This is a genomic window from Belliella calami, assembly GCF_022549695.1.
GTDB lineage: Bacteria > Bacteroidota > Bacteroidia > Cytophagales > Cyclobacteriaceae > Belliella > Belliella calami.
In genome coordinates, this window is sequence record NZ_JAKZGS010000007.1 from 40,506 (window position 1) to 62,180 (window position 21,675).

The following is a 21,675-nucleotide window of genomic DNA, read 5'->3' on the forward strand; positions in this document are numbered from 1 at the left end:
CGTTAATGCTTCGAGTTAAAACGTTAAATGTTAATGTTTGCCTGCGGCTACACGTTAAACGCTTAACCGTGAACGCTAAACGGCTACCCCTAACGCTAAACACCTATTCCATAATGCACAAATCCCAACTCCTCTAGGTACTTTTTGTCGTAGATATTTCTACCATCAAAGACCACTTTACCATTCAAAAGCTTGCCCAATGCTTCCCAAGAAGGAATTCTAAATTCTGACCATTCGGTGACCAAGAGCAAGGCATCAGCATCTACACAAGCATCATAAGCATCTTTGGCATAAGTGATTTTATCACCAATGTAGATATGTTGGGCTTCTTTCATGGCAATAGGATCATAGCCTTTCACGGTAGCTCCTGCAGCAATCAATTCATCGATGATCACAATCGCAGGTGCTTCTCTGAGATCATCTGTATTTGGCTTGAAACTCAATCCCCACATCGCAAAAGTCTTTCCAGTCAAATCTTCCCCAAAATGGTTCTTGATTTTCTTCACCAATACGTGTTTTTGTGCATCATTGACGTCCTCTACAGCTTGAAGCACTTTCAGGTCATAGCCATATTGCTTTCCAGTCTTGATGATGGCCTTGACATCCTTTGGGAAGCAAGATCCTCCATAACCAACTCCTGGGTAAATAAATTTTGTTCCTATTCTTGGATCAGAACCAATTCCCTTTCTAACCATATTGGCATTGGCACCAACTAACTCACATAGGTTGGCAATATCGTTCATAAAAGAAATCTTGGTGGCCAACATGGCATTAGCAGTGTACTTGGTCATCTCAGCGGATGGGATATCCATAAAAATAATGCGGTCACCATTTAGTTGGAAAGGCTTATAAAGACGCTTCATAATACCCTCAGCCCTTTCATCATCCACACCTATAACAATCCTGTCTGGCTTCATAAAATCTTCTACCGCTGCACCTTCTTTCAAAAACTCAGGATTGGATGCTACTGCAAAAGTAAATTCAGAGTTTCTCTTCTCTAAAGCTGCTTTTATAGATGCCCTTACTTTCTCTCCAGTAGTGACAGGTACAGTACTTTTGGTAGCAACTACAATATAATCAGACATCTTCGCTCCTATCTCGTCTGCTACTGCCAATACATATTTCAAATCTGCGGAACCATCTTCTCCTGGAGGTGTTCCCACTGCTATAAAGGCCACTTCAGAACCTTGGATCGCCTCACCCAAATCAGTTGAAAACTGCAACCTGCCAGAAGCATAGTTCCTTTTGACAATCTCTTCCAAACCAGGCTCATAGATTGGCATAATCCCATTCTTCAAGCCATCGATTTTCTTTTTGTCTACATCTACGCAAATAACCTCCAAACCAACGTCTGCAAAACAAGCTCCAGATACAAGTCCTACATATCCTGTTCCTACTACGGTGATTTTCATTTCTTATGGTAAAGTTTTATGATTAATGAATAAGGTTGTTTTTGGTTAAGAGGATTAAATAAGTTTAAAAGATTAAAGGGTTAAATGAATTATGGGATTAAATTTCAATCTTTTAAAAGTCATCTTCTATTTTATTTATTTTGATTTCTAATTAGAGTATTTTCTTTGTTTCCCAATTGATAATTATATAGAGAATTTAACATGTGCGCTATCCTGTCTAATTCGAATCTTAATTCCTCGTATTTCTCTTGACTTATGTAATTCATATCAAGGGATGTATTCAAATGATCTATTACTTCCATTGTACTAGAAAAAGCTACATTTGTAAGGTGTGCTTGATCAAAATTAGATGATCTTCCTATCCATGTATAAACCTTTTAAACATTTAACCCAAACTCAATGACGTTTAACACCTATTCCTCCTCCTCTCCCCACTGCTCCTTCACTCCTCTTAGAAACTCTGATCCGAATACATATGCTAGAGCAACGATAATCCCTAATATGGTGAAGATGACTAAGATCAATGGCCTTTTAGGTGCTGACTTTTCAATAGGCACAGATACGGGTTGAATCACTGAGAATACAGGGGTATCCTTGGATACTTGAAGCTTGGCTTGTTCAAGTTGCTTGGCAAGCTCTGTATAAATATTGAATGCAAAATTGTATTCAGCTTCCAACCTTTGCAATTGATTCATTGCAGTGGCAGAATTGATATTTTGATTTCTATCCCTAAAATTGGCCAAGCGCGATTGGATTTGGTTGAACTCAGTTTTTTTTTCCTCAAAACGCTCTTCGGTAAACTTCAACTGCTCTTTGGCATTGGAAATTTTGTATGCGATAACTTCCTTTTGCAACAATTCCTGTGCAAATATCGCCATCTGTGCGGCCATTACAGGCTCTGGCATCACAAAAGTAAGGGAAACAAAACCTTCCTTATCATTGGGTGTCACCGACATTTGGCTTTCCATTCTTTGAAAATGTTCATGCTCTTCTGCTGAGATCTTGATCAGGCCATTGTCTGTTTCTACGATTGTTTCCTCACTTTCACCCTTTATGGATTTGATAATCACTCCCGGTAAGCCCAAAGTATATTTCTTAACATAACCCAATACTCCTGGGCTATGGATACTGTCATAATATTGTCCATAACTTACTTGGCCTGCTACCCCATCTACATTGAGTTTGGCAGCTAGCAGTGCTTTTTTATATGTAACAGAGGAAGTGATTTTAGGATAGAGCTGTGGCGGTATTTCTGTCCCTTGTCCAACTCCACCCATATTGATTCCTGCCAAAGAAGCCAATCCCCCAAGAGATCCTCCTGCCCTATTTGGTTCAGAGATTTGTGGTACAAATGTAGAAGAGGCTGTAAATTCCTTTCCCGAAAAGATAGCGACAAAAAGGCCAATGAACATAAAGGTCAAAAGGATCAGCAATACTTTTCCCCTTTGCTTCCAAACAGTTTTGAATAAGTCCAAAAGATCTATCTCATCTTCACCTCTAGTTGCTTGGCTATTTGAATTTATTTGTGACATAATTATGGAAATGAGAGGTTTAGCGTTAATTGTTCAACTTAACTATAACCATTTTTTATTTAATTTGAAGCGCTTTGATTTAGCAAGTTATTGAGAATAAGCGCAAGCGTTGCTACACTAGTTCCTATCCCTATCCAAGCCTGTGCAGGCATTGACTCTCTATCAGGTTTTCTCGGTACTATAATCTCGGCACCAGGCTCTATATGCGGATAAAATTTAAAAAACAAGAATTTCTTCGTTCTTGACACATCCCCATTTGCATAGACCACATAAGACCTTCCCCTTCTGGACTTTTCGGTAAAACCACCTGCACGTGACACATAATTTTTGAAACCTGCAAATTCCCTAAACCTTGTCGTTGTTGGAAACAAAACTTCGCCTCGCATCCTTACTGTCTGCAGTTCTTTTGGAATGGAAAGCACATCCCCTTCCTGTAGGATCAAATCATTTGACCCACCTGGATTATCCAATATAGCTTTTAAGTTGATCCCCACCATTTCCCTTGTTGAAATCTTGATTTCTGCTAAGGAAGAGTCCTTTTGGGAGAGATTTTCGAGGGTTTCCTGCCTGAAGTCATCAGCCAACAATCCACCCTTTTTATTGGCAAGGTCTCCACCTTGTTCTCCTATTTTCCTGTCAATCCTATCCAACATTAATTTTTCCGATTCGGTATTGTCTTTGCCATCCCTAGCAGCATTATCTCTTACTTTGGAAAGATTTTCACTCTTGATATCATTTTCACTGGGACCATTATAGAATTCATTTCTTCTGATCAGTGTTGCTCCATTGATATAGGCAAATTGATTTAAGCCACCTGCCCTTTTTAGCATATCAGAAATCCTTTCATCGGCACTGGAAATCGCATACTCTCCAGGGTAATAGACTTCTCCTTCTACCCTGACAAGCTTTTCCATTTGAAAACCTGGGGATTTTCTGACGATGACATGGTCGAAAGGATGCAAAATCATATCTGCATTTTTATCCGTAATCTTCAGGTCTTTGTCTATATCTATTCTGATTATTTCCGCCAATTTGCCACTTACGTCATCCTTTACCCTTCTTGCGATTTCTATCTGGGAAGCTGTAGCGGATTCTTTGAAGCCTCCTGCTTTGAGGATGATGTCTTCGACACGCATATTTTCTCCAAAAGCAAATGCACCAGGTCTGTTGACTTCACCTGTTATCTTTACATAAAATTCTTCCCTCATATCATAGATACTTGGGATGTTCAGTACATCTTCCCTTTTTAATTGAATATCTTCTTCTTCACCCCTTACGATGGCGCCGATATTGACGGCAAGAATTTCCAATGAAAAATCGGGCCTTGTTCTATACAAGGTAGCTCTATTTAGGAATGCATCATCTCTCAAACCCTCTGCTCTTTGGATAAGGTCTCTGATTCCCAATCCTTCGCTCATGGCATAGACTCCCGGTCGCATGAGTGCTCCTGTAGCTTGAACTCTATTTTCGAATCTTGTAAGGATCTCTCCAAAAATATAATTGTCGCCCTCTTTGGGTATAAAGGACTCAAATTGGGATTGCTCTACATTTTCTACTTTCATCTGCTTGTCGGTAGTCCTATATACCGTAACCCTACTCGGGTAAGCAGTACTGGTAAATCCTCCTGCAAATTGAATAAGGTTTGACAATGTTTCATCATTTTGCACCTCAAACAACCCAGGTCTTCTCACGGGTCCTTGCACCTCTACCCTTTTTTGCACAGGAGGAACCATCACAACGTCATTGTCTTGAAGGCTGACATTGGATGCTTGACTGCCATTGATCAAGAAATCATATACATCGACTTCCGCCAAAAGCTTGCTGTCTCTATAAACTTTGATCGCTCTAAAGGAGCCTGATTCGGTAATTCCTCCTGCTGCGTACAAGGCATTGAAGACAGTGGAGAAAGAGGATAAAGTATAATTTCCAGGTGCATACAGCTCACCTACCATTGATACTTGTATAGATCTGATATTTCCTACCCTGATCTGCATGAATGTATTGGGATTGGATCCAGCCAAACCTGAATAAATATTAGTCAAGGTGGATTTCAGTCTTGAAGTAGCTGCTTCTACTGACAAGCCACTTACATTAACAGGACCTATGTTTGGAATGAATATATTTCCCTCACTGTTGATCTGCATATCATATCGCTGCTGGGAAGCTCCATAAATGTCTATCAATAACTGATCGCCAGCCCCAAGTCTATAATTCAAAGGGGTTGGAAGATTCATATTGGGTGTAAATGTTAATTTGTTGTTTTTAAACAATGCATACCCAAAAATTTTCTTCTGATCTTCTTTCAAATCCTCTCCTTCTTCCTTGACTACAACATCTTCGGTGATGCCTTGCCTTCCTACATCTTCCCCACCATAGACATCATCGTTGTTGCCTGTATTTCTGATCTTTTGTATTCTACTTTGAAGTTTGGAAATCTCACCAGCTGGCATTCCCCTTTCCCTAGCCATCGAAATCAACTGCTGTTCATTCATTCCAGTTCCTTCAGCCCTTTTGACAAGTTGTTCTACCTGAGCATCTGAAAGGTTATCCACTTTGATTGACTGAATGTCTGAAAGGTTTTGTCCAACCACTATTGTTTGAATAAAACAAAAAAACAATGGAAGTAAGATTCTAATTGTCATGAATTTTTGAAAGGAAGCCATAGGTATTAATTTGACTACTAGAAATTATAAATTTTTAATATTGAGTTTAATGCTATGTTTCAATCTTAAAATATGGGATTGAATAAACATTTGCGACAAATATGTCTATAGATTTTAAAGAATAAAATTAAAATTTTGAGCTGTTATAAGTAGTATGCTTCTCTACAATTTTAGATAGATTGGCTACAGCTTCGCCCTTTCAGTCACATCAGCTGTGCTTAGGTTGAGTTGGTAAATATATTTTGACTGAGTAGCAGATATAGCTAACTCAAAGAATAAGTCAATCCAGGCTTTGATAAAGCATCAATGCTTCCGGATCTATAATTTTATACTGAATTTGGAAAACGACATGCTTATGAATCAATGATTCAATCTTATTCTCAAGCATCTCTAAGTATTGTTCATCAAGGTCTTCGCCGGTGATCTGAACCTCAATTTTTCCTGAATCAAGTCCTCTTGCGTAGTCTCCTACCAATGCTACTTGATTGACATTTCCCATCCTCTCCAAAACTGTTGCCAAAAGTCTATCCAACCCCAAATATTTTCTGATAATGTCTTGAAGGTTGGAAAAAAGAGGATGCTCGATATTTGCCTGATAGTCTATTTTATTTTTGTCTGCCACTTTTATAAGAAGCCCAGCCTCTGTAAGGTTGTTGAGTTCCTTTCTGATGGCATTTGTAGAATCCCCAAATTCATCGGCAAGTCCTCGCAAGTGTCCCTGATTTTTGGGATTGCTAAAAAACTTAATCAAAAGTTTTAACCTTGTTTTTGAAGTAATTAAAGAGTCTAACATAAAAAGCTATACAAGCGAGCAACAAAAGTACTCGCTCAAATATGAATTACAAAAGTTTTTTTTTAAAATTTTCAAGTAATGTGAGACAAAACGTTTTTGTGCATTCTTTAGGTCTAAATTCTGTGATGAAATGGATTGTTTAAATTAAGAAAAAAAGTTGATCAGAAGATTAGGGATTAGTGAAATAGTCAACTCCCCCCTGTCACATCGACCTTCGGAGATGTCTCGTAGTGTTAAATTCAGGGAAAACAGTTGATTAGGGGATTGGGGATTAGTGGATTAGTGAATTAGTGAAATAGTCAACTCCCCCCTGTCACATCGACCTTCGGAGATGTCTCGAAGTGTTAAATTCAGGGAAAACAGTTGATTAGGGGATTAGGGATTAGGGATTAGTGGAAAAGTTAACCTCAATTTTTCTTTGTTCATCGTACTTTGTGCTTGGTACAATTTTTTAACCATATTTTTTTTAAATTACACCTCAATTGAAGAGTTTATATGAAATACATTGGTTTTGCGCTTACTCTAATTATCACGATTTCTCTTGGTGTGGCGCTTTCGCTGCAATTTGGTTCTGTACCTCCATTAGGAAAATTGCTTGATCCTAACCACGGCTTTTGGCAAAATGCCTACACGGAAGATCAACTTGCTGAGGATGAATTAACGATTGAGGGGCTTTCTGCACCTGTCAAAATTGATTATGATGAGGATTTGATACCGCATATTTTTGCCCAAAATGAAGAGGACCTTTATAGGGCTCAGGGTTACGTCACCGCAAAGCACAGACTTTGGCAAATGGAATTCCAAACGATGGCTGCAGCAGGGAGGGTTTCTGAGATTGTTGGGGAAATTGCTTTGGATTTGGACAGAATGACTAGAAGAAAAGGTCTTCCATTTGCAGCTGAACAAGGCTTGGAGTTCTTGGAAAAAAATGATCCTGAAACTTTCAAATTGGTCAACGCTTATGCTGCAGGTGTCAATCAGTATATCAATGAACTCTCAGCTGCTCATTTGCCAATTGAATATAAAATTTTGAACTACCGCCCAGAAGAATGGTCTGCTTACAAATCAATTTTGCTTTTGAAGTATATGGCAGACATGCTTGTCAATGACAGGGATTTGGAATATACGAATTTGAGAAATGTCCTTGGAGAAGAATTGATGGACAAGCTTTTCCCTCTTTTCCCGGAAGAAAATGACCCTGTTATTGAAGCCGATAAAAGTTGGGATTTTGAGCCGATGCAAGTTAGTATTCCCGATAGCATTTCTTTTCCTGATGAAGATGTTTTTGTGAAAACGATGATTCAACCTGAACCTGGAATCGGCTCAAATAATTGGGCTGTTTCTGGATCGAAAACACAAAGTGGTAAGCCTATTTTAGCGAATGATCCGCATTTGGGTTTGAATCTCCCCTCCCTTTGGTATGCCATGCAGCTGACTACGCCAAATCACTCTGTAAAAGGAGCTACATTGCCAGGAGCTTTGGGGGTAATTTCCGGTTTCAATGAAAACATCGCTTGGGGTGTCACCAATGCCACTAGAGATACTAGAGATTGGTATGCCATTCAGTTTCGAAGAGAGGATAGAACAGAATACCTTTATAATGATCAATGGATCCAGAGTACTTTTAGAATTGAAGAAATTAAAATAAAAGGCCAAGCTGATTATTTGGATACGATTGTGTACACCCATCACGGACCGATTGTGTATGATAAAAACTTCCGTTCAGATCGGAAGGACACCAACTTTGCTTTAAAATGGACAGCACACATGCCCTCTAATGAACAAAGGACATTCCTGCTTTTGAATAAGGGTCAAAACCATCAAGATTATATCGGAGCACTTGACAATTACACTTCACCAGCACAGAATTTTGTATTTGCTTCCGCATCAGGAGACATTGCCTTAAAAGTTCAGGGAAGATTTCCCCTGAAATGGGAAAATCAAGGAAAATTTCTAATGGATGGAAATGATCCAAAAATGGAATGGAAGGAATTTATCCCCAACGAACACAATGCTGCCACTTTGAACCCTAGTAGAGGATTTGTGTCTTCTGCCAATCAACATTCTGTAGATCCGTCTTATCCTTACTATGTATTTGACAATAGTTTTGAACATTATAGAAATAGAAGGCTCAACCACAGACTATCCGTCCTCACCAATATTCGCATTGAGGATATGATGAATCTACAATTTGATAATTTCAATTTACATGCTGCTGAAGCACTTCCAGCCATGTTGACTTTGGTTCAATTAGACAGTGCTGTTATCCTAAATGACGAAAAGTCAACTTATATCTCACAATTGAGTAATTGGGATTATCACACAAATCCAGACCAAACAGAACCGACACTCTTCGACATTTGGTGGAAGCATCTCAACAAAAGCATTTGGCAAGATTTGTTGGAATTGGATCAACCTATTGTATTGCCAAATAAATACCAAACTGTCAGACTTTTGACAAAAGAGCCTGAATCCACTCTATTTGATTTGAAGGCTACAGAGACGATTGAATCTGCCAAATTTCATGTGCAGGCAAGTTTTGACTCCATGTTGCTGGAAGTCGGAAGGATAAGGGAAGAAAAAGGAGAATACAACTGGGCATCATTCAAGAATACCACTGTCCAACATTTGGTTCCCAATTTCAAATCCTTTTCCCACACGGGTGTACATACCGGAGGAGGGGCAGGTATTCTCAATGCCACCTCAGGAAGGCATGGAGCAAGCTGGCGGATGGTAGTCGAGCTTGGAGAAGAACCACAGGCATTTGGCATCTATCCCGGAGGACAATCCGGAAATCCGGGCAGCAGGTTTTATGACAATTTTCTCAAGAAATGGGCAAATGGAGAATATATAAAGTTTAATTTGAGAAAAGAAGAAGACAAGCAAAATCTATTATTTTCCACCACTTTAAAACCACAATCATGATCAGATTTATTGCATTATTAATATTCTCGACATTGTTTCTGCTTATCCTTGGTCCATTTTTTCCTTATCCTATCATGATGGTTGGCATTTTTGTATTGGCCTATTTGGTAGGTGGAAATGGAATCACTTCCTTTTTGGCTGGAGGTCTGTCCTTTGGATTTGTTTGGTTTTTTATGGCAGTTTATATCAGCTTAGCTTCAAACTCCACACTTCCCTCAAAAATGGCTGAGTTGATGGGGGTAGAAAACAGTAACCTACTCTGGCTGGCAACTGCTATTCTTGGATTTTTATTAGGAGCGTTTAGTGCTCTTAGCGGATCCTTATTGAGAAATATATTGAAAAAGAAACGTGATGAAGGGATTTATAGATTTTAGGTGCAAGAGGTAAGAATCAAGAGACAAGAAGTGAGGGGTAAGAATTAAGTGTCAAGAGACGAGAGGCGAGAAAAAAGAGACGAGACGTGAGATATGATATGAGACACAAGACACAAGATGCAAGACTTGAAATTCACGACAGAGAAGCGAGAAATGAGAAGACCTTTGATGCGCCACGGCGTATCGAAGGTCTTCTCAATAAAGTATGAAAAAAGATCGAGATGTGACAGAAAAAGTTGACACTTTTTTGTTTCAATTAGAGGAGTTCAACCCCTCTCGGGGTTGTTGTCCTCGTCATCAACTTTGATCCCCGGGTTGCAACCCGGGGCTATTGAAAGTTCAACCCCTTTAGGGTTGTTAAAACCATCCTTACCCATCTTTTTATTCCCCGCATTTCATACGGGGCTATTTAAGGTTTAACCCCATTCGGGGTTGATTGCATCGCTCATTGTCTCTGTTCTTGCTTCTTGGATCTTGACTCTAAAATCTCATATCTAGCGTCTCACATCTCACACCTAATTACTAGCTCCTCTTACTTCGCCAAAAACTCTCTCAAAACATAATGAAGTATTCCTCCATTTTTGTAATATTCGATTTCTATGGCAGAGTCAAGTCGACAGACAACCTCAAATTCTTGGGTGAAATTATCTTCACGTGTTGCTTCTACTTGAAGTGTTTTAAGCGGTGATAATCCATCACTTATACCTTTTATCGTAAAGCTTTCTTTACCTGTCAATCCTAGTGTTTCAGCAGTTTCACCATCGCTATACTGAAGCGGCAATACTCCCATTCCTACGAGGTTGCTTCTGTGGATTCTTTCATAACTTTCTGCTAAAACAGCCTTGATTCCCAACAAACTTGTTCCTTTGGCAGCCCAGTCTCTAGAAGATCCACTTCCATATTCTTTACCAGCTAAGACGATCAAAGGTGTGTTTTGGGATTGGTATTTTTGTGAAGCGTCATAGACACTCATTTCCTCACCACTAGGAATATAAGTCGTATATCCTCCCTCCTTTTGAGCCAGTTGATTTTTGATTCTGACGTTGGCGAAAGTTCCCCTTACCATTACTTCATCATTTCCTCTTCTTGAGCCATATGAATTAAAGTCTTTTCTTTCCACACCTCTGCCATTCAGATATTGTCCTGCTGGGCTGCTAGGTGAAAATGATCCTGCGGGAGAAATGTGGTCTGTGGTAATCGAATCTCCAAGTTTCAAAAGTACATTCGCTCCATTGATATCTTTAGGTTCTAAAACTTCCTCAGGCAAGCCATTGAAAAACGGTACTTCTTTGATATAGGTACTTTCTTCTGACCATTGATAAATTTCGTCTTTTGGTGCTTCCAGATTCTTCCATTGTTCATTCCCTTCAAAGATTTCTCCGTAACTTTTCTCAAAATCTGCTGGGGAAAGCACTTTATTCATGACTTCAAAAATCTCGTCATTGCTTGGCCAAATGTCTTTCAAATATACAGGCTCCAAATTTGGATCATATCCAACTGGCTCCTTGTTTAGATCTACATCTACACGCCCTGCCAGAGCGTAGGCTACTACTAGCATTGGAGACATCAAATAATTCATTTTGACCTGAGGATGTACCCTTGCTTCAAAATTTCTATTACCTGACAATACTGAACTTACTACCAAATCATTTTCTTCGACTGCCTTTGCAATATGGCTTGGGAGTGGCCCTGAATTTCCTATACAAGATGTACAGCCATAACCTACAACATGGAATCTCAATGCTTCCAAATCATCCAAAAGTCCTGCAGTGGTCAAATAATCCGTCACCACCTTAGATCCTGGTGCCAAGGAGGTTTTCACCCAAGGCTTGACATCCAAACCTCGTTCTCTTGCTTTTCTCGCTACCAATCCTGCTCCGATCATCACAGATGGATTGGAAGTATTGGTACAAGAAGTGATCGCTGCGATTACTATGGATCCATCATAGAGTGCAAACTTCTCGTTATTGAGCTTTACAACTACCGATTTCAAGCCATTTTTGACTTTAGTTTCGTATTCGACTGTTGCTGAAGTTTCTTTTTGATTGTCGGCATTTTGGCTTCCGCCCTCTCCATACCAACGGCCTTCATCTCTTTTATCGATAGGTATATATTCTCTTCCGTGGACTTCACTCAAAAGCTCACCAAATTTCTGTTTGAATTCACGAACCAAAATTTTGTCCTGTGGCCTTTTTGGTCCAGAAACAGTAGGTTCTACCGAGCTCAAATCCAATTCTACTACCGAACTATATTTGATCTTATCTTCGCCAGCTCTCCAGAGCATATTTTCTTTGGCATATTCTTCTACCAATTTGATCTGATCTGCTTCCCTGTTGGTTTTGGTCATGTAGTCCAAAGTACGATCGTCAATCGGGAAATAAGTAACTGTACAACCAAACTCGGGTGACATATTGGAAATAGTAGCCCTGTCAGGAACTGTCAAGTTATCCAATCCAGAACCAAAGACTTCCACAAACTTACCTACGACTCCATGTTCTCTAAGCAATTGGGTAATGGTCAAGACCATATCTGTGGCGGTAGTTCCTAGGGGAAGTTTTCCAGTTAATTTCAACCCTACCACTTCAGGCATGATAAAATAAATCGGTTGGCCTAAAATCGCTGCCTCAGCCTCTATTCCTCCGACGCCCCAAGCGACTACACCGATTCCATTTACCATAGGTGTATGAGAATCTGTACCTACCAGCGTGTCTGGAAATACATTTCCATCACGAGCAATTACACCTTGTGCTAAATATTCCAAGTTCACTTGATGACAAATCCCCATTCCTGGAGGAACAACAGAAAAATTATCGAAGGCTTTTTGTGCCCATTTCAAAAATTGGTAACGTTCACCGTTTCTTTCATACTCTACATCTACATTCTTTTGGTAAGAGTAATTGGTACCAAAATAATCCACTTGAACTGAATGGTCAATAACCAAATCTACAGGAATCAAGGGATTGATTTTATTCGGATCTTTTCCTTTTCTTACAGCCTCAGCCCTCAAAGATGCAATATCAACTACCGCAGGCACTCCTGTAAAATCTTGCATCAAAACCCTAGCAGGCTTGAAAGGAATATCCTTATCAGATGGCTCAGGAGACCAGTTTGCAAGTGTTTCTACATGTTCTTTTGTGATTGCGAAATCATCAAAATTTCTTAAAGCATTTTCAAGTAGAATTCTGATGGAAAATGGTAATTCATCAATCTTGAACCCGGCATCCTTGAGTGCATTTAAGCTCCAATAATTAAAATCGCCTTTGGCAGTTGTGATTGTTTTTTTTGCATTAAAAGGGTTGAGTGACATAAATAGACTTCAGTTTTAGTGGAAAATCATTTAAAAATAATACATACAAATAACCCACTTTCAAAGATAAAAATTCACTAGTTTGCGATTTATTCACGTTTTGGATGATATTTCCCAAAATATCGAACTCCTCCTTGTAATCAAATAGCTTAAAAATGAATTACGTTTTAATTATTATTTCTTGCTTTTTGATCATTTCGGGGATCCTCCCCTTGATCAAACATGACAATTGGACGTTTAGGGTTTTCGAATACCCACGAGCTCAAAAATTAATTATTTCGATCATCATATTGGCTTTATGGATTGCGAAAACAGGGCTAAACCCTGAATTTTCAGATTTTTTCTTCATTGCACCTATTTTTGCAATTGCTGTGTATTTGATGGTAAAAATCTACCCGTTTACCTCTTTGGGTAAAAAAATGATCGTCAACAGCACCTCTGATGACATGGAGTCAGTTCATCTTTTGGTTCTGAATGTATATCAATACAATACTGAATACCAAAAAACAATCAACTTAATCAAAAAGGTAAAGCCTGATGTGTTTTTTCTTGTGGAAACAAACCAGGAATGGGCCAATTCAGTGGCCATTTTCAAAAATGACTACCCCTATCATATTGAAGTCCCTTTGGAAAACACTTATGGACTCCTTTTTTATTCAAAATTTGAGTTTTCAAATGAATCCATCAATTATTTGATAGATGAAGAAATCCCATCTATTGAATTGGATTTGATTGTGAATCCCAAAAAGTCAATCCGCATATATGGCATTCATCCGACCCCACCTGTCCCTGGCGAAAATCCAAGTAGCACAGATAGAGATGCTGAAATACTGATCGTTGGGAAAAAAGCAAAAGAACAAAAAGGTCCATGTATCGTCATGGGTGACCTTAATGATGTAGGCTGGTCATATTCAAGTGAATTGTTTTTGAAAATCAGTGGACTTTTGGATTTGAGAAGAGGAAGAGGGTTTTTCAATACCTTTCATGCCAAGTACTTCTTTCTAAGATGGCCGCTCGATCACATCTTTGTCAGCGAACATTTTACAATCAAAGATATTTGTAGACATCCTGGAGTAGGATCTGATCATTTTCCAATCGGAACCATTTTACATTTGGAAAAAAATGGAAACAATGAATGCTTGGATGCAGATCAAGAGGACAAAAATGAAGCTGAAGAGAAAATTGAAGCTGCAGAATAAACTTAATGAAACTGATAAATTAAGAAGTTACTGCAAACCTTTGCTGATGATCAAAATTTGCTTGATTCCACTGAAATTAACAGGTGAAAGTTGAATTTTATTGCTGTGATCAATGACACCAACATAAATCAATTGCTTTGCTGCCAAAATTGATTTGACTTTTTCTGGGTTTTTCAAGTGATCTTCTCTGATGTGATTTCCTACCTCAAGAATATTAAATTCTGAGCCTTCTGCAAATGCCAATTCTGTGAATAAGCTGTCTAGGTTTTTCTGGAATGCCAATTGGGCAATGTACCTAGCTGCTAGTTGATGAGAAAGAACGGTACTGACTTGGTTCGAATGCTCTCTTAGTAATTGTTCTGTCGTAGGATCTCCAAGTAGCGTGATGATATTTGACCTGAATTCAACATTCTCTTTTTTGATATTTGACAAAATCAGAGATAATCTAAAACCCAAATCATCTCGCAGATTGATTACTATGTTTTCATTTCTGGAATTGATCAAGGAATTCAGAAAATCTTTATCGAAAAAATCACTTTCGGATTTAAAGACGAAATGTGATTTCCTGATATTTGCCAGACTATCATTGTCTATAAAATCTCCAATGTTTCCAATAGGCCATGCATTGCCAATAACAGCTATTTTTTTGGAGATTAGTTCACTTGGTGGCTTTACTTCTGCTGATATTGCTGTTTCAAAAACCGAATCTTTAACTTGATATTTCAGAGACTTAATGTTTTCTGTCAAAAAAATCAACCAATCTCCCGATTCCAAACACTTATCGAATGGACACAATTGAATGTTGAGCTTTCCTTCTTTTGCACCAGAAAAACCTATCAAAGTTCCACCAGAAAAAGATAACAGTAACTCTTGAAAGCTTTTTCCAACCAAGCTTTTTGCTTTTTTGATTTGAGTTGGATCAACAAAATGGATTCTGGCACCTGCAAAAGAAAGTGTTTCGAAGAAAATGTTATAGTAACTCATATCCACCATTGCCCTTGAAATCACGCTCCCAATCACATCACTAGGCGTCGTGACGGCAAACAAGTTTCCTGCTTTGGATGCTGTCAGCGCCTTTGCAATTTGACTGCTTTCTTTGTTAGCCGATAATTCCAAAAGACATTTGACTGGTTGATTTGCCAAGTGCTTTTCATTGAGGTAATCAAAAAACTTTCTATTATTGACAAGATTAATAAGCAGCTTTAGGTTAAAATTATCAGCTTCCAATGAAGATGATGTATTATTTGGCAATAAAATGACTAGTCCCAAGGCTTTGAAGATTGCTTGACGCTCGTAAGTCTGAAATGATAATAAATCACCTTGTCTCAAATAAATATCTAGGTTTGGCCATCTTCCTGTATCCATTTCTACCCTGAAACTAGCTACGGTATCCGAATCAGGAAACAATAATACAACACGTTGTTTTTTCTTTTCTTGGTAAGATTTGATATCAAATTCATCCAGAATCATTGGCAATTTGATGTTGTAATTGACGAAAAGAATATGTCCTTTTTTACTAAAAGGCAAAGTACCACTTTTGATTTTTTCTATCAACCCAATCAATGCAGCTGACAAAACAGAGATAATAAATGAAAACAATACCAAACCTAACAATACTTGAAACAAACCAAAAAAGAGTTCATTCCTAGAATTCAGAAAAGCATAGCTAGAAGGATCTGCAAATAACCGGTAACTCATGGAAAGGTCTCCTATAAGCAGCGACATTCCAAAAATACTTAAGGCACTTACCAAAAAAATAGCTGTTAACTGTATCCAAACAGAAGATAATGCAAAACCATCTAAGGTAAAAACTCTTGTAATTTTCCTGAAAAAGGATTTGATCTTATACCACATGAATTGAAATACTCAAAATTTAGAGTTTCAAGATAGGCATAGACCTATAAATAAACAATGCCAAAGGTCTGAGTAGAATAAGATAATCTTTATAGTGGCTATTTTTATAACACTTATTTAAGTATTGAACTCAAGTCAAGTCTCGATAAATAGTATTTCAATAGTTATAAGTATCTGGCATGAAAAAACATCAGTATTTATTGAACGATAGTCAATTCTCCATATTAATGATTTTTGTTACTTAAATTGATTAAAGAGGGATATGGTTTAGGTTTGGTTTGTGAGGACACAAACCAAGGTTTGGGTTTTAAGGACAGAAACCAAGGTTTGGGGGATACAAGTCGAGGGAGGATTGATTGGCTTGTGAGGACACAAGCCAAGGGTAGGAAAACTTAGCTTGGTAATAAAGAATGGTCTGTGTCCCCACTAACCAAGTTTATTATTTGGTCTGTGGGGACACAAACCAAGGGAAGGAGTTTAGTATTGATTGGCTTGTGAGGACACAAGCCAAGGTATAGGTTATTTCATAAAAAAAGCCTCCTTGGTATGGGAGGCTTTTTTCTTGTGAAGTGTTAAAGTGAAATTAATTTCCTTCTGCTTTGTTCATTCTTTTGAATCCTCTTCTGAATGGCCAAGTATATTCCAAAGCTTCCAATCCCCTATTTAGGTTCATCGAAGAGCTATCAAGATTAACAAATGTGCTTTTCAAAGTATTGTTAAACTCAGCATCGTTGAGCAAAGTACCCAATGCATTATCAGAACTGTTTAATTTATTCGTGACAGTATTTAAGTTGTCTGTCATTTTCTGTGCATTTTCAGCAGTACCCTGAAGGTCTGTAACAGCACTTTGGAGTTTGCTATATAATTCCTTGTCTGTAGCGAGATCGTTGAATAGCGTGCCTTCTTTGTTGAGATTTGCGGAGAAAGTAGTCATATCAGCTAGCATTCTATTGCTTTTCACAGAAGTGCTTTCCAAGTTTAGTAAAATATTCCTAAAATTGATAGCAAGCGTGCTATCCGTCAAAACTGCACCAATGATACCTTCGCCTTCTGCAATTTTTCCAGTAAGGATTTTTAAGTCATTGGTGATTGAAACAAGGTTATTGTTGTTTTCTTGAAGTGTTTCCATCATCTTATCCGTATCAAGCGGCATTTCTGAAATCAACCTATCTCCATTATCCACTACAGGCGCTTGAGTAGTACCTCCGTAGATTACAATGATTTTGTTACCTATCAATCCATCCGAGCTGATAGTAGCTTTGGAATCTTTGCGGATATATTCTTTGGACTTATCCTCGACATTCATTTCAATTTCCACTTGAGAATCCCCATAGAAATTGATTTTCTTGACGGTACCTATTTTCACACCCGAAAACCAAACATTGTTTCCAGTCTGTAAACCTGCTACATCGTCAAATACAGCCTTGAGGCTGATACTTTTGACAAATCTCTTTTGTTGCCCACCTAAGGTCAAAATACCAGCAACCATGATCGCGATACCAATTAACACGAACACCCCAACTAGGACAGATTTTTTATTATCGTTTCTCATTATTGAATGAAATTATAGTCGTAAAATGATTTAATTTTTGGGTCTGAAGCATTTGTAAATACTTCGTCAAAGGTTCCTATTGATTCAAATTGCCCTTCTATCAAGACTGCCATTCTATCACCTGTGACTTTTGCACAAGTCAAGTCATGGGTAATCACAATCGAAGAGGTGTTGTATTCTTCTCTCACCTGATTGATCAGGTTATTGATATCAATACAAGTGGTAGGGTCAAGACCAGCGGTCGGTTCATCATAAAGCATGATTTCCGGTTCTAATATCAATGTCCTAGCAATACCTATCCTTTTTTTCTGACCTCCTGAAAGCTCAGATGGCATTTGATTGATTGTTTTTGGTAATCCTACAGAATCCAATAACCCCTCTACTTTTGCATTGATCTCTTTTCTAGTGAGATTTTTTACGTTTCTTGTAAGAGGAAATTCTAGGTTTTCCCTAACCGTCATACTATCATAAAGCGCAGACGCCTGAAAAGCAAAACCTATCTTCAGCCTTAACTTATTCAGCTCTTTTAGGGGAAGTTTATGGGTGTTTCTACCCAAAATGTTGATTTCACCCTCATCCTGCTTCAACAAGCCAACCATCAATTTGATCAAAACTGACTTACCGGAACCAGATTTTCCCAAAACGACAAGGTTTTCACTCTTATACAGATCAAGATCTACTCCCCTCAGTACATGGTTTTCATCAAAGGATTTCTTCAATCCTCTGATTTCTACAACCTTTTTTTGTTCATCACTATGCATATCGGATCGCATTTACAATTTGAAGCGCCAACAATTCTTCGATAAAGATCAAAAACATTGACATAACAACAGAAGCATTAGCAGCTTTTCCAACACCTTCAGTTCCATTTGAAGAATTGTATCCTTTGTAACAACCAACTATTCCGATTGTAAATCCGAACACAAGCGATTTGATCAATGAAGAGAAAACATCCAAAAACGAAACTGCCTCAAACACTTGGACAAAGAATGTTGATAAACTCACCAATTCATTTTGGTTGACATTGATAAATGATCCCATCAATGCGACAAAATCTGTATACAAAACCAGAATCGGAATCATCAGCGTAGTAGCGATCGTTCTTGTCACTACCAAATACTTGAATGGATTGATTGCAGATACCTCCATAGCGTCAATTTGCTCGGTGACTTTCATAGAGCCGATCTCAGCACCTATACTTGATCCCACCTTTCCAGCTGCAATCAAAGCTGTAACCAAGGGACCCATTGCTCTAATAATGGCAATAGAAATCAAAGATGGAAGCCATGAAGCCGCCCCAAATTCAGCCAAAGATGGCCTGGACTGGTTAGTGAAGACTATCCCTACTATAAAGCCTGTCAACGAAATCAAGGGAAGTGACCTGTATCCGATCTCGTAACATTGTCTAAGAATCTCTTTGAACTCATAAGGTGGAAACCAAACTTCCTGAAAAAACCTCTTTACAAACTTGAAAGCATTCGCCAAACCGATGAAAAACTTATCAATTTTTTTTGAGATGACAGGTTCATTTCTTGCAGTTATTTCTGACATAAGAATTAAATATATATAGCGCTAAAGTAATCAATTTTAATGATTAATGACGATCTAACTTTTCAGCAAATCCTCCATAACCTCTGTGCTCAGTGGCTTGATCAAAAAGCCAGTGACCAAATCGAATTCGTGACTCCTTGCCAAATCTTCTGGATCCATAGAAGAGCTTAACATGTTCACGTCTATTTTAATTTCTTTTTGATTTAAAATTTCCAAAAACTCCCATCCACTCATCTCTGGCATATTGATATCCAATAAAAGCAAATCCGCTGTTTCGGAAGTAAGCCAATTTAATGCCGAAAATGGATCATCGAAAAATACCAGCTCCAAATCGGGTCTTATTCTGGTCATGTTTTTTTTGTTGATCATGTGTTGGATTTTATCATCGTCAACAAAAACTATTTTATTTATCACTTTCTTCATAAACCGAAACTAAACATTGATTTGGTTCTTATTAATTTCCAATCCGATCTTATCAAACTACGGAAAATCATTTTTCAAAGATGTTCTGAGCAAAACAAAAACTGACTGAGCAAAAGTAAGATTTTATCTAATGTTGAAGCAATTCTGAGTTAAAAAACATTTTTAGATAAGACTAATTTATTTAGTCAAGACATATTTAGTCATGACTAAATATCTTATATGTAATTTTATATCAAGATTTTACATATTTTTTATTGAAGTTTAGATTAATAGTAAAAATGTAAAAACAAATTGTCTTAATATAGATTCCAAAGATTTGAAAAACTTCTCCTTTCCTTGTATTTTTTTAGAAAACTTTGAAAAATTTCATCAAAAAAACATAAAAAAAAGCCTTAATTAGTCGTAGCTGCCTCTGAACTTCTTTCTTTCCATTTACCATTTTAAGCTTCCCCTCCCCTTTATTTTTGAAAGAATCCCTCTATTGGGTTAGCTCAAAAACAGAGATTTTTATTAAAGTAGTTATAAAAAATTCTCTATCTTTCCCCCTTTAATTAGTATGTAACATGAACCAACAAAAGGAAAACGAACCAGTGGGTATAAGGAAAAATATCCTTATGGCTTTACTTTTTTTTAAGGATAGATTTGATCTTCATGAAGGAAAAGAAGATGAATTGGAGACCATAGATTATGTTAAGAAAAACATAGAATTCAAAGGTGCTAATCTTTGGATTTTGATATTTGCAATCTTTGTTGCCTCCGTAGGATTGAATGTAAATTCTACTGCAGTAATCATCGGCGCCATGTTAATCTCTCCCCTAATGGGACCTATTATGGGGATCGGAATGGCAGCAGGAATCAACGATTTCGAGCTGCTTCAGCGCTCCTTAAAAAATCTTGGCATTGCAGTTTTGATAAGTATTTTGACAAGTACTTTGTACTTTTCATTCACACCTCTGGATGAAGCCCAGTCGGAATTGTTGGCCAGAACAGAGCCTAGTATTTGGGATGTTTTGATAGCCCTATTCGGTGGACTTGCAGGTATTGTAGCTGGTTCTAGAAAAGAAAAAAGTAACGCTATCCCAGGTGTAGCCATAGCAACTGCTTTGATGCCTCCACTCTGTACTGCCGGATATGGTTTGGCAACTGGAAATCTGTATTACTTTTTCGGTGCATTCTATCTCTTTTTCATCAATTCTGTATTCATAAGTCTTTCGACTTACTTGATCGTAAGGTTTATGAATTTCCCAAAAAAGGAATTTTTAGACCCAAAACGGGAACAAACTGTAAAACGATATATCACGATTTTCACACTTCTTACAGTAATCCCCAGTGTATATCTGGCCTATAATATTGTTACAAGAACATTTTGGGAAAGAAGTGCCAAAGAATTCATCAAAACAGAAATGGACTTCCCAAGAACCCAAGTCATCGCTAGCAACCTAGTATATAGCTCTGATAGCAGCGGAATTGAAATTTCTCTGATAGGCGAACGAATTGATGATGATGAAATCCAAAGACTTCAAAATAAACTTAAAGTCTTCAGTCTTGACAAAACACATCTCAAAATCAAACAAAGTGGTGATGGAGGAACTGATTTAAACATGTTGAGATCGGATATTCTGAAAGATCTTTATGAAAGAAATGAATTGCTGATCCAAAACAAAGATCAAAAAATCTCATTTTTGGAAAACGAGCTTTCTCAATATGCAGAATCAAGCAAACAGGTAATGGACCTCGCAAAAGAAGCTAAAATCAACCATTCAGGACTTGAAAGCTTCTCCTTAAACAGAGCTGTAGTAGCAGACATCACACAAAACAAACAAGACACAGTTCTGATGGCTTATGCCAAGTTCCGTCAGAGACCAAATAACCAAGAAATAATTCGGTTTCAGGATTGGTTAAAAATCCGAACCAAAGCAGATACGGTTTCTTTGATTATTCAGTAGATGGAAGGGTTTGTAGATTTTAGATTGTAGAGGGTAGATCTTAGATTGTAGAGGGTAGATTTTAGATTGTGGATTGTAGATTGTGGATTGTGGATTTTTGAGGGTAGATTTTAGAGGGTAGAGTGTAGAGTGTAGATTGTAGTG

General features: G+C 37.9%; 15 protein-coding genes. 4 read left to right on the forward strand and 11 right to left on the reverse strand.

The window, feature by feature from the left end:
* Positions 1 to 95 precede the first annotated feature (95 nt).
* The 5 genes from MM236_RS10135 to MM236_RS10150 form a co-directional block, all read right to left on the reverse strand.
* Complete coding sequence (locus tag MM236_RS10135; protein ID WP_241274864.1) at positions 96 to 1,412, reverse strand: UDP-glucose dehydrogenase family protein; 1,317 nt, start codon at positions 1,410 to 1,412, stop codon at positions 96 to 98.
* A gap of 131 nt (positions 1,413 to 1,543) precedes the next feature.
* A complete protein-coding gene (locus MM236_RS19790; protein WP_369415205.1) occupies positions 1,544 to 1,774 on the reverse strand; it encodes a four helix bundle protein in 231 nt (76 codons plus the stop codon).
* Positions 1,775 to 1,825: 51 nt separating this feature from the next.
* Positions 1,826 to 2,944: a Wzz/FepE/Etk N-terminal domain-containing protein gene (locus MM236_RS10140; protein WP_241274865.1), complete on the reverse strand. Its 1,119-nt coding sequence runs from the start codon at positions 2,942 to 2,944 to the stop codon at positions 1,826 to 1,828.
* 59 nt (positions 2,945 to 3,003) lie between these two features.
* A complete protein-coding gene (locus MM236_RS10145) occupies positions 3,004 to 5,586 on the reverse strand; it encodes an SLBB domain-containing protein (RefSeq protein ID WP_241274866.1) in 2,583 nt (860 codons plus the stop codon).
* A gap of 301 nt (positions 5,587 to 5,887) precedes the next feature.
* The gene (locus MM236_RS10150) at positions 5,888 to 6,358 is read right to left on the reverse strand and encodes an ArsR family transcriptional regulator (RefSeq protein WP_369415203.1); all 471 of its coding nucleotides are present in this window, start codon (positions 6,356 to 6,358) and stop codon (positions 5,888 to 5,890) included.
* 537 nt (positions 6,359 to 6,895) lie between these two features.
* On the opposite strand from MM236_RS10150, the gene MM236_RS10155 reads away from it, so the two are divergent.
* Complete coding sequence (locus tag MM236_RS10155) at positions 6,896 to 9,325, forward strand: penicillin acylase family protein (protein WP_241274868.1); 2,430 nt, start codon at positions 6,896 to 6,898, stop codon at positions 9,323 to 9,325.
* Positions 9,322 to 9,699: a hypothetical protein gene (locus MM236_RS10160; protein ID WP_241274869.1), complete on the forward strand. Its 378-nt coding sequence runs from the start codon at positions 9,322 to 9,324 to the stop codon at positions 9,697 to 9,699. The genes MM236_RS10155 and MM236_RS10160 overlap by 4 nt, the downstream gene beginning before the upstream one ends.
* A 532-nt stretch (positions 9,700 to 10,231) precedes the next feature.
* Here MM236_RS10160 and acnA read toward each other — a convergent pair.
* Positions 10,232 to 13,006, reverse strand: coding sequence for an aconitate hydratase AcnA (gene acnA, locus MM236_RS10165; RefSeq protein WP_241274870.1), 2,775 nt, complete (start codon positions 13,004 to 13,006; stop codon positions 10,232 to 10,234).
* 155 nt (positions 13,007 to 13,161) lie between these two features.
* Here acnA and MM236_RS10170 point away from each other — a divergent pair, with 155 nt between their 5' ends.
* A complete protein-coding gene (locus MM236_RS10170) occupies positions 13,162 to 14,205 on the forward strand; it encodes an endonuclease/exonuclease/phosphatase family protein (RefSeq protein ID WP_241274871.1) in 1,044 nt (347 codons plus the stop codon).
* 27 nt (positions 14,206 to 14,232) lie between these two features.
* Here MM236_RS10170 and MM236_RS10175 read toward each other — a convergent pair whose 3' ends face one another.
* The 5 genes from MM236_RS10175 to MM236_RS10195 all read right to left on the reverse strand — a co-directional run bounded on the left by MM236_RS10175 (position 14,233) and on the right by MM236_RS10195 (position 19,585).
* The gene (locus MM236_RS10175; protein ID WP_241274872.1) at positions 14,233 to 16,059 is read right to left on the reverse strand and encodes a hypothetical protein; all 1,827 of its coding nucleotides are present in this window, start codon (positions 16,057 to 16,059) and stop codon (positions 14,233 to 14,235) included.
* 583 nt (positions 16,060 to 16,642) lie between these two features.
* A complete protein-coding gene (locus MM236_RS10180; RefSeq protein ID WP_241274873.1) occupies positions 16,643 to 17,611 on the reverse strand; it encodes an MlaD family protein in 969 nt (322 codons plus the stop codon).
* Complete coding sequence (locus MM236_RS10185) at positions 17,611 to 18,372, reverse strand: ABC transporter ATP-binding protein (RefSeq protein WP_241274874.1); 762 nt, start codon at positions 18,370 to 18,372, stop codon at positions 17,611 to 17,613. The genes MM236_RS10180 and MM236_RS10185 overlap by 1 nt, the downstream gene beginning before the upstream one ends.
* The gene (locus MM236_RS10190; protein ID WP_241274875.1) at positions 18,365 to 19,162 is read right to left on the reverse strand and encodes an MlaE family ABC transporter permease; all 798 of its coding nucleotides are present in this window, start codon (positions 19,160 to 19,162) and stop codon (positions 18,365 to 18,367) included. Before MM236_RS10190 ends, MM236_RS10185 begins: the two co-directional genes overlap by 8 nt.
* 54 nt (positions 19,163 to 19,216) lie before the next feature.
* The gene (locus MM236_RS10195; RefSeq protein WP_241274876.1) at positions 19,217 to 19,585 is read right to left on the reverse strand and encodes a response regulator; all 369 of its coding nucleotides are present in this window, start codon (positions 19,583 to 19,585) and stop codon (positions 19,217 to 19,219) included.
* A 563-nt stretch (positions 19,586 to 20,148) separates the two neighbouring features.
* On the opposite strand from MM236_RS10195, the gene MM236_RS10200 reads away from it, so the two are divergent.
* Entirely contained in the window at positions 20,149 to 21,531 is a 1,383-nt protein-coding gene (locus MM236_RS10200) for a TIGR00341 family protein (protein WP_241274877.1), read from the forward strand.
* The last annotated feature ends 144 nt before the right edge of the window (positions 21,532 to 21,675 follow it).

Bases quoted from the DNA above. Each gene is read 5' to 3' on its own strand.
- MM236_RS10135 (WP_241274864.1), bottom strand. From the start codon at position 1,412: ATGAAAATCACCGTAGTAGGAACAGGATATGTAGGACTTGTATCTGGA.
- MM236_RS10140 (WP_241274865.1), bottom strand. From the start codon at position 2,944: ATGTCACAAATAAATTCAAATAGCCAAGCAACTAGAGGTGAAGATGAG.
- MM236_RS10145 (WP_241274866.1), bottom strand. From the start codon at position 5,586: ATGACAATTAGAATCTTACTTCCATTGTTTTTTTGTTTTATTCAAACA.
- MM236_RS10155 (WP_241274868.1), top strand. From the start codon at position 6,896: ATGAAATACATTGGTTTTGCGCTTACTCTAATTATCACGATTTCTCTT.
- MM236_RS10160 (WP_241274869.1), top strand. From the start codon at position 9,322: ATGATCAGATTTATTGCATTATTAATATTCTCGACATTGTTTCTGCTT.
- acnA (WP_241274870.1), bottom strand. From the start codon at position 13,006: ATGTCACTCAACCCTTTTAATGCAAAAAAAACAATCACAACTGCCAAA.
- MM236_RS10170 (WP_241274871.1), top strand. From the start codon at position 13,162: ATGAATTACGTTTTAATTATTATTTCTTGCTTTTTGATCATTTCGGGG.
- MM236_RS10175 (WP_241274872.1), bottom strand. From the start codon at position 16,059: ATGTGGTATAAGATCAAATCCTTTTTCAGGAAAATTACAAGAGTTTTT.
- MM236_RS10180 (WP_241274873.1), bottom strand. From the start codon at position 17,611: ATGAGAAACGATAATAAAAAATCTGTCCTAGTTGGGGTGTTCGTGTTA.
- MM236_RS10185 (WP_241274874.1), bottom strand. From the start codon at position 18,372: ATGCATAGTGATGAACAAAAAAAGGTTGTAGAAATCAGAGGATTGAAG.
- MM236_RS10190 (WP_241274875.1), bottom strand. From the start codon at position 19,162: ATGTCAGAAATAACTGCAAGAAATGAACCTGTCATCTCAAAAAAAATT.
- MM236_RS10195 (WP_241274876.1), bottom strand. From the start codon at position 19,585: ATGAAGAAAGTGATAAATAAAATAGTTTTTGTTGACGATGATAAAATC.
- MM236_RS10200 (WP_241274877.1), top strand. From the start codon at position 20,149: ATGAACCAACAAAAGGAAAACGAACCAGTGGGTATAAGGAAAAATATC.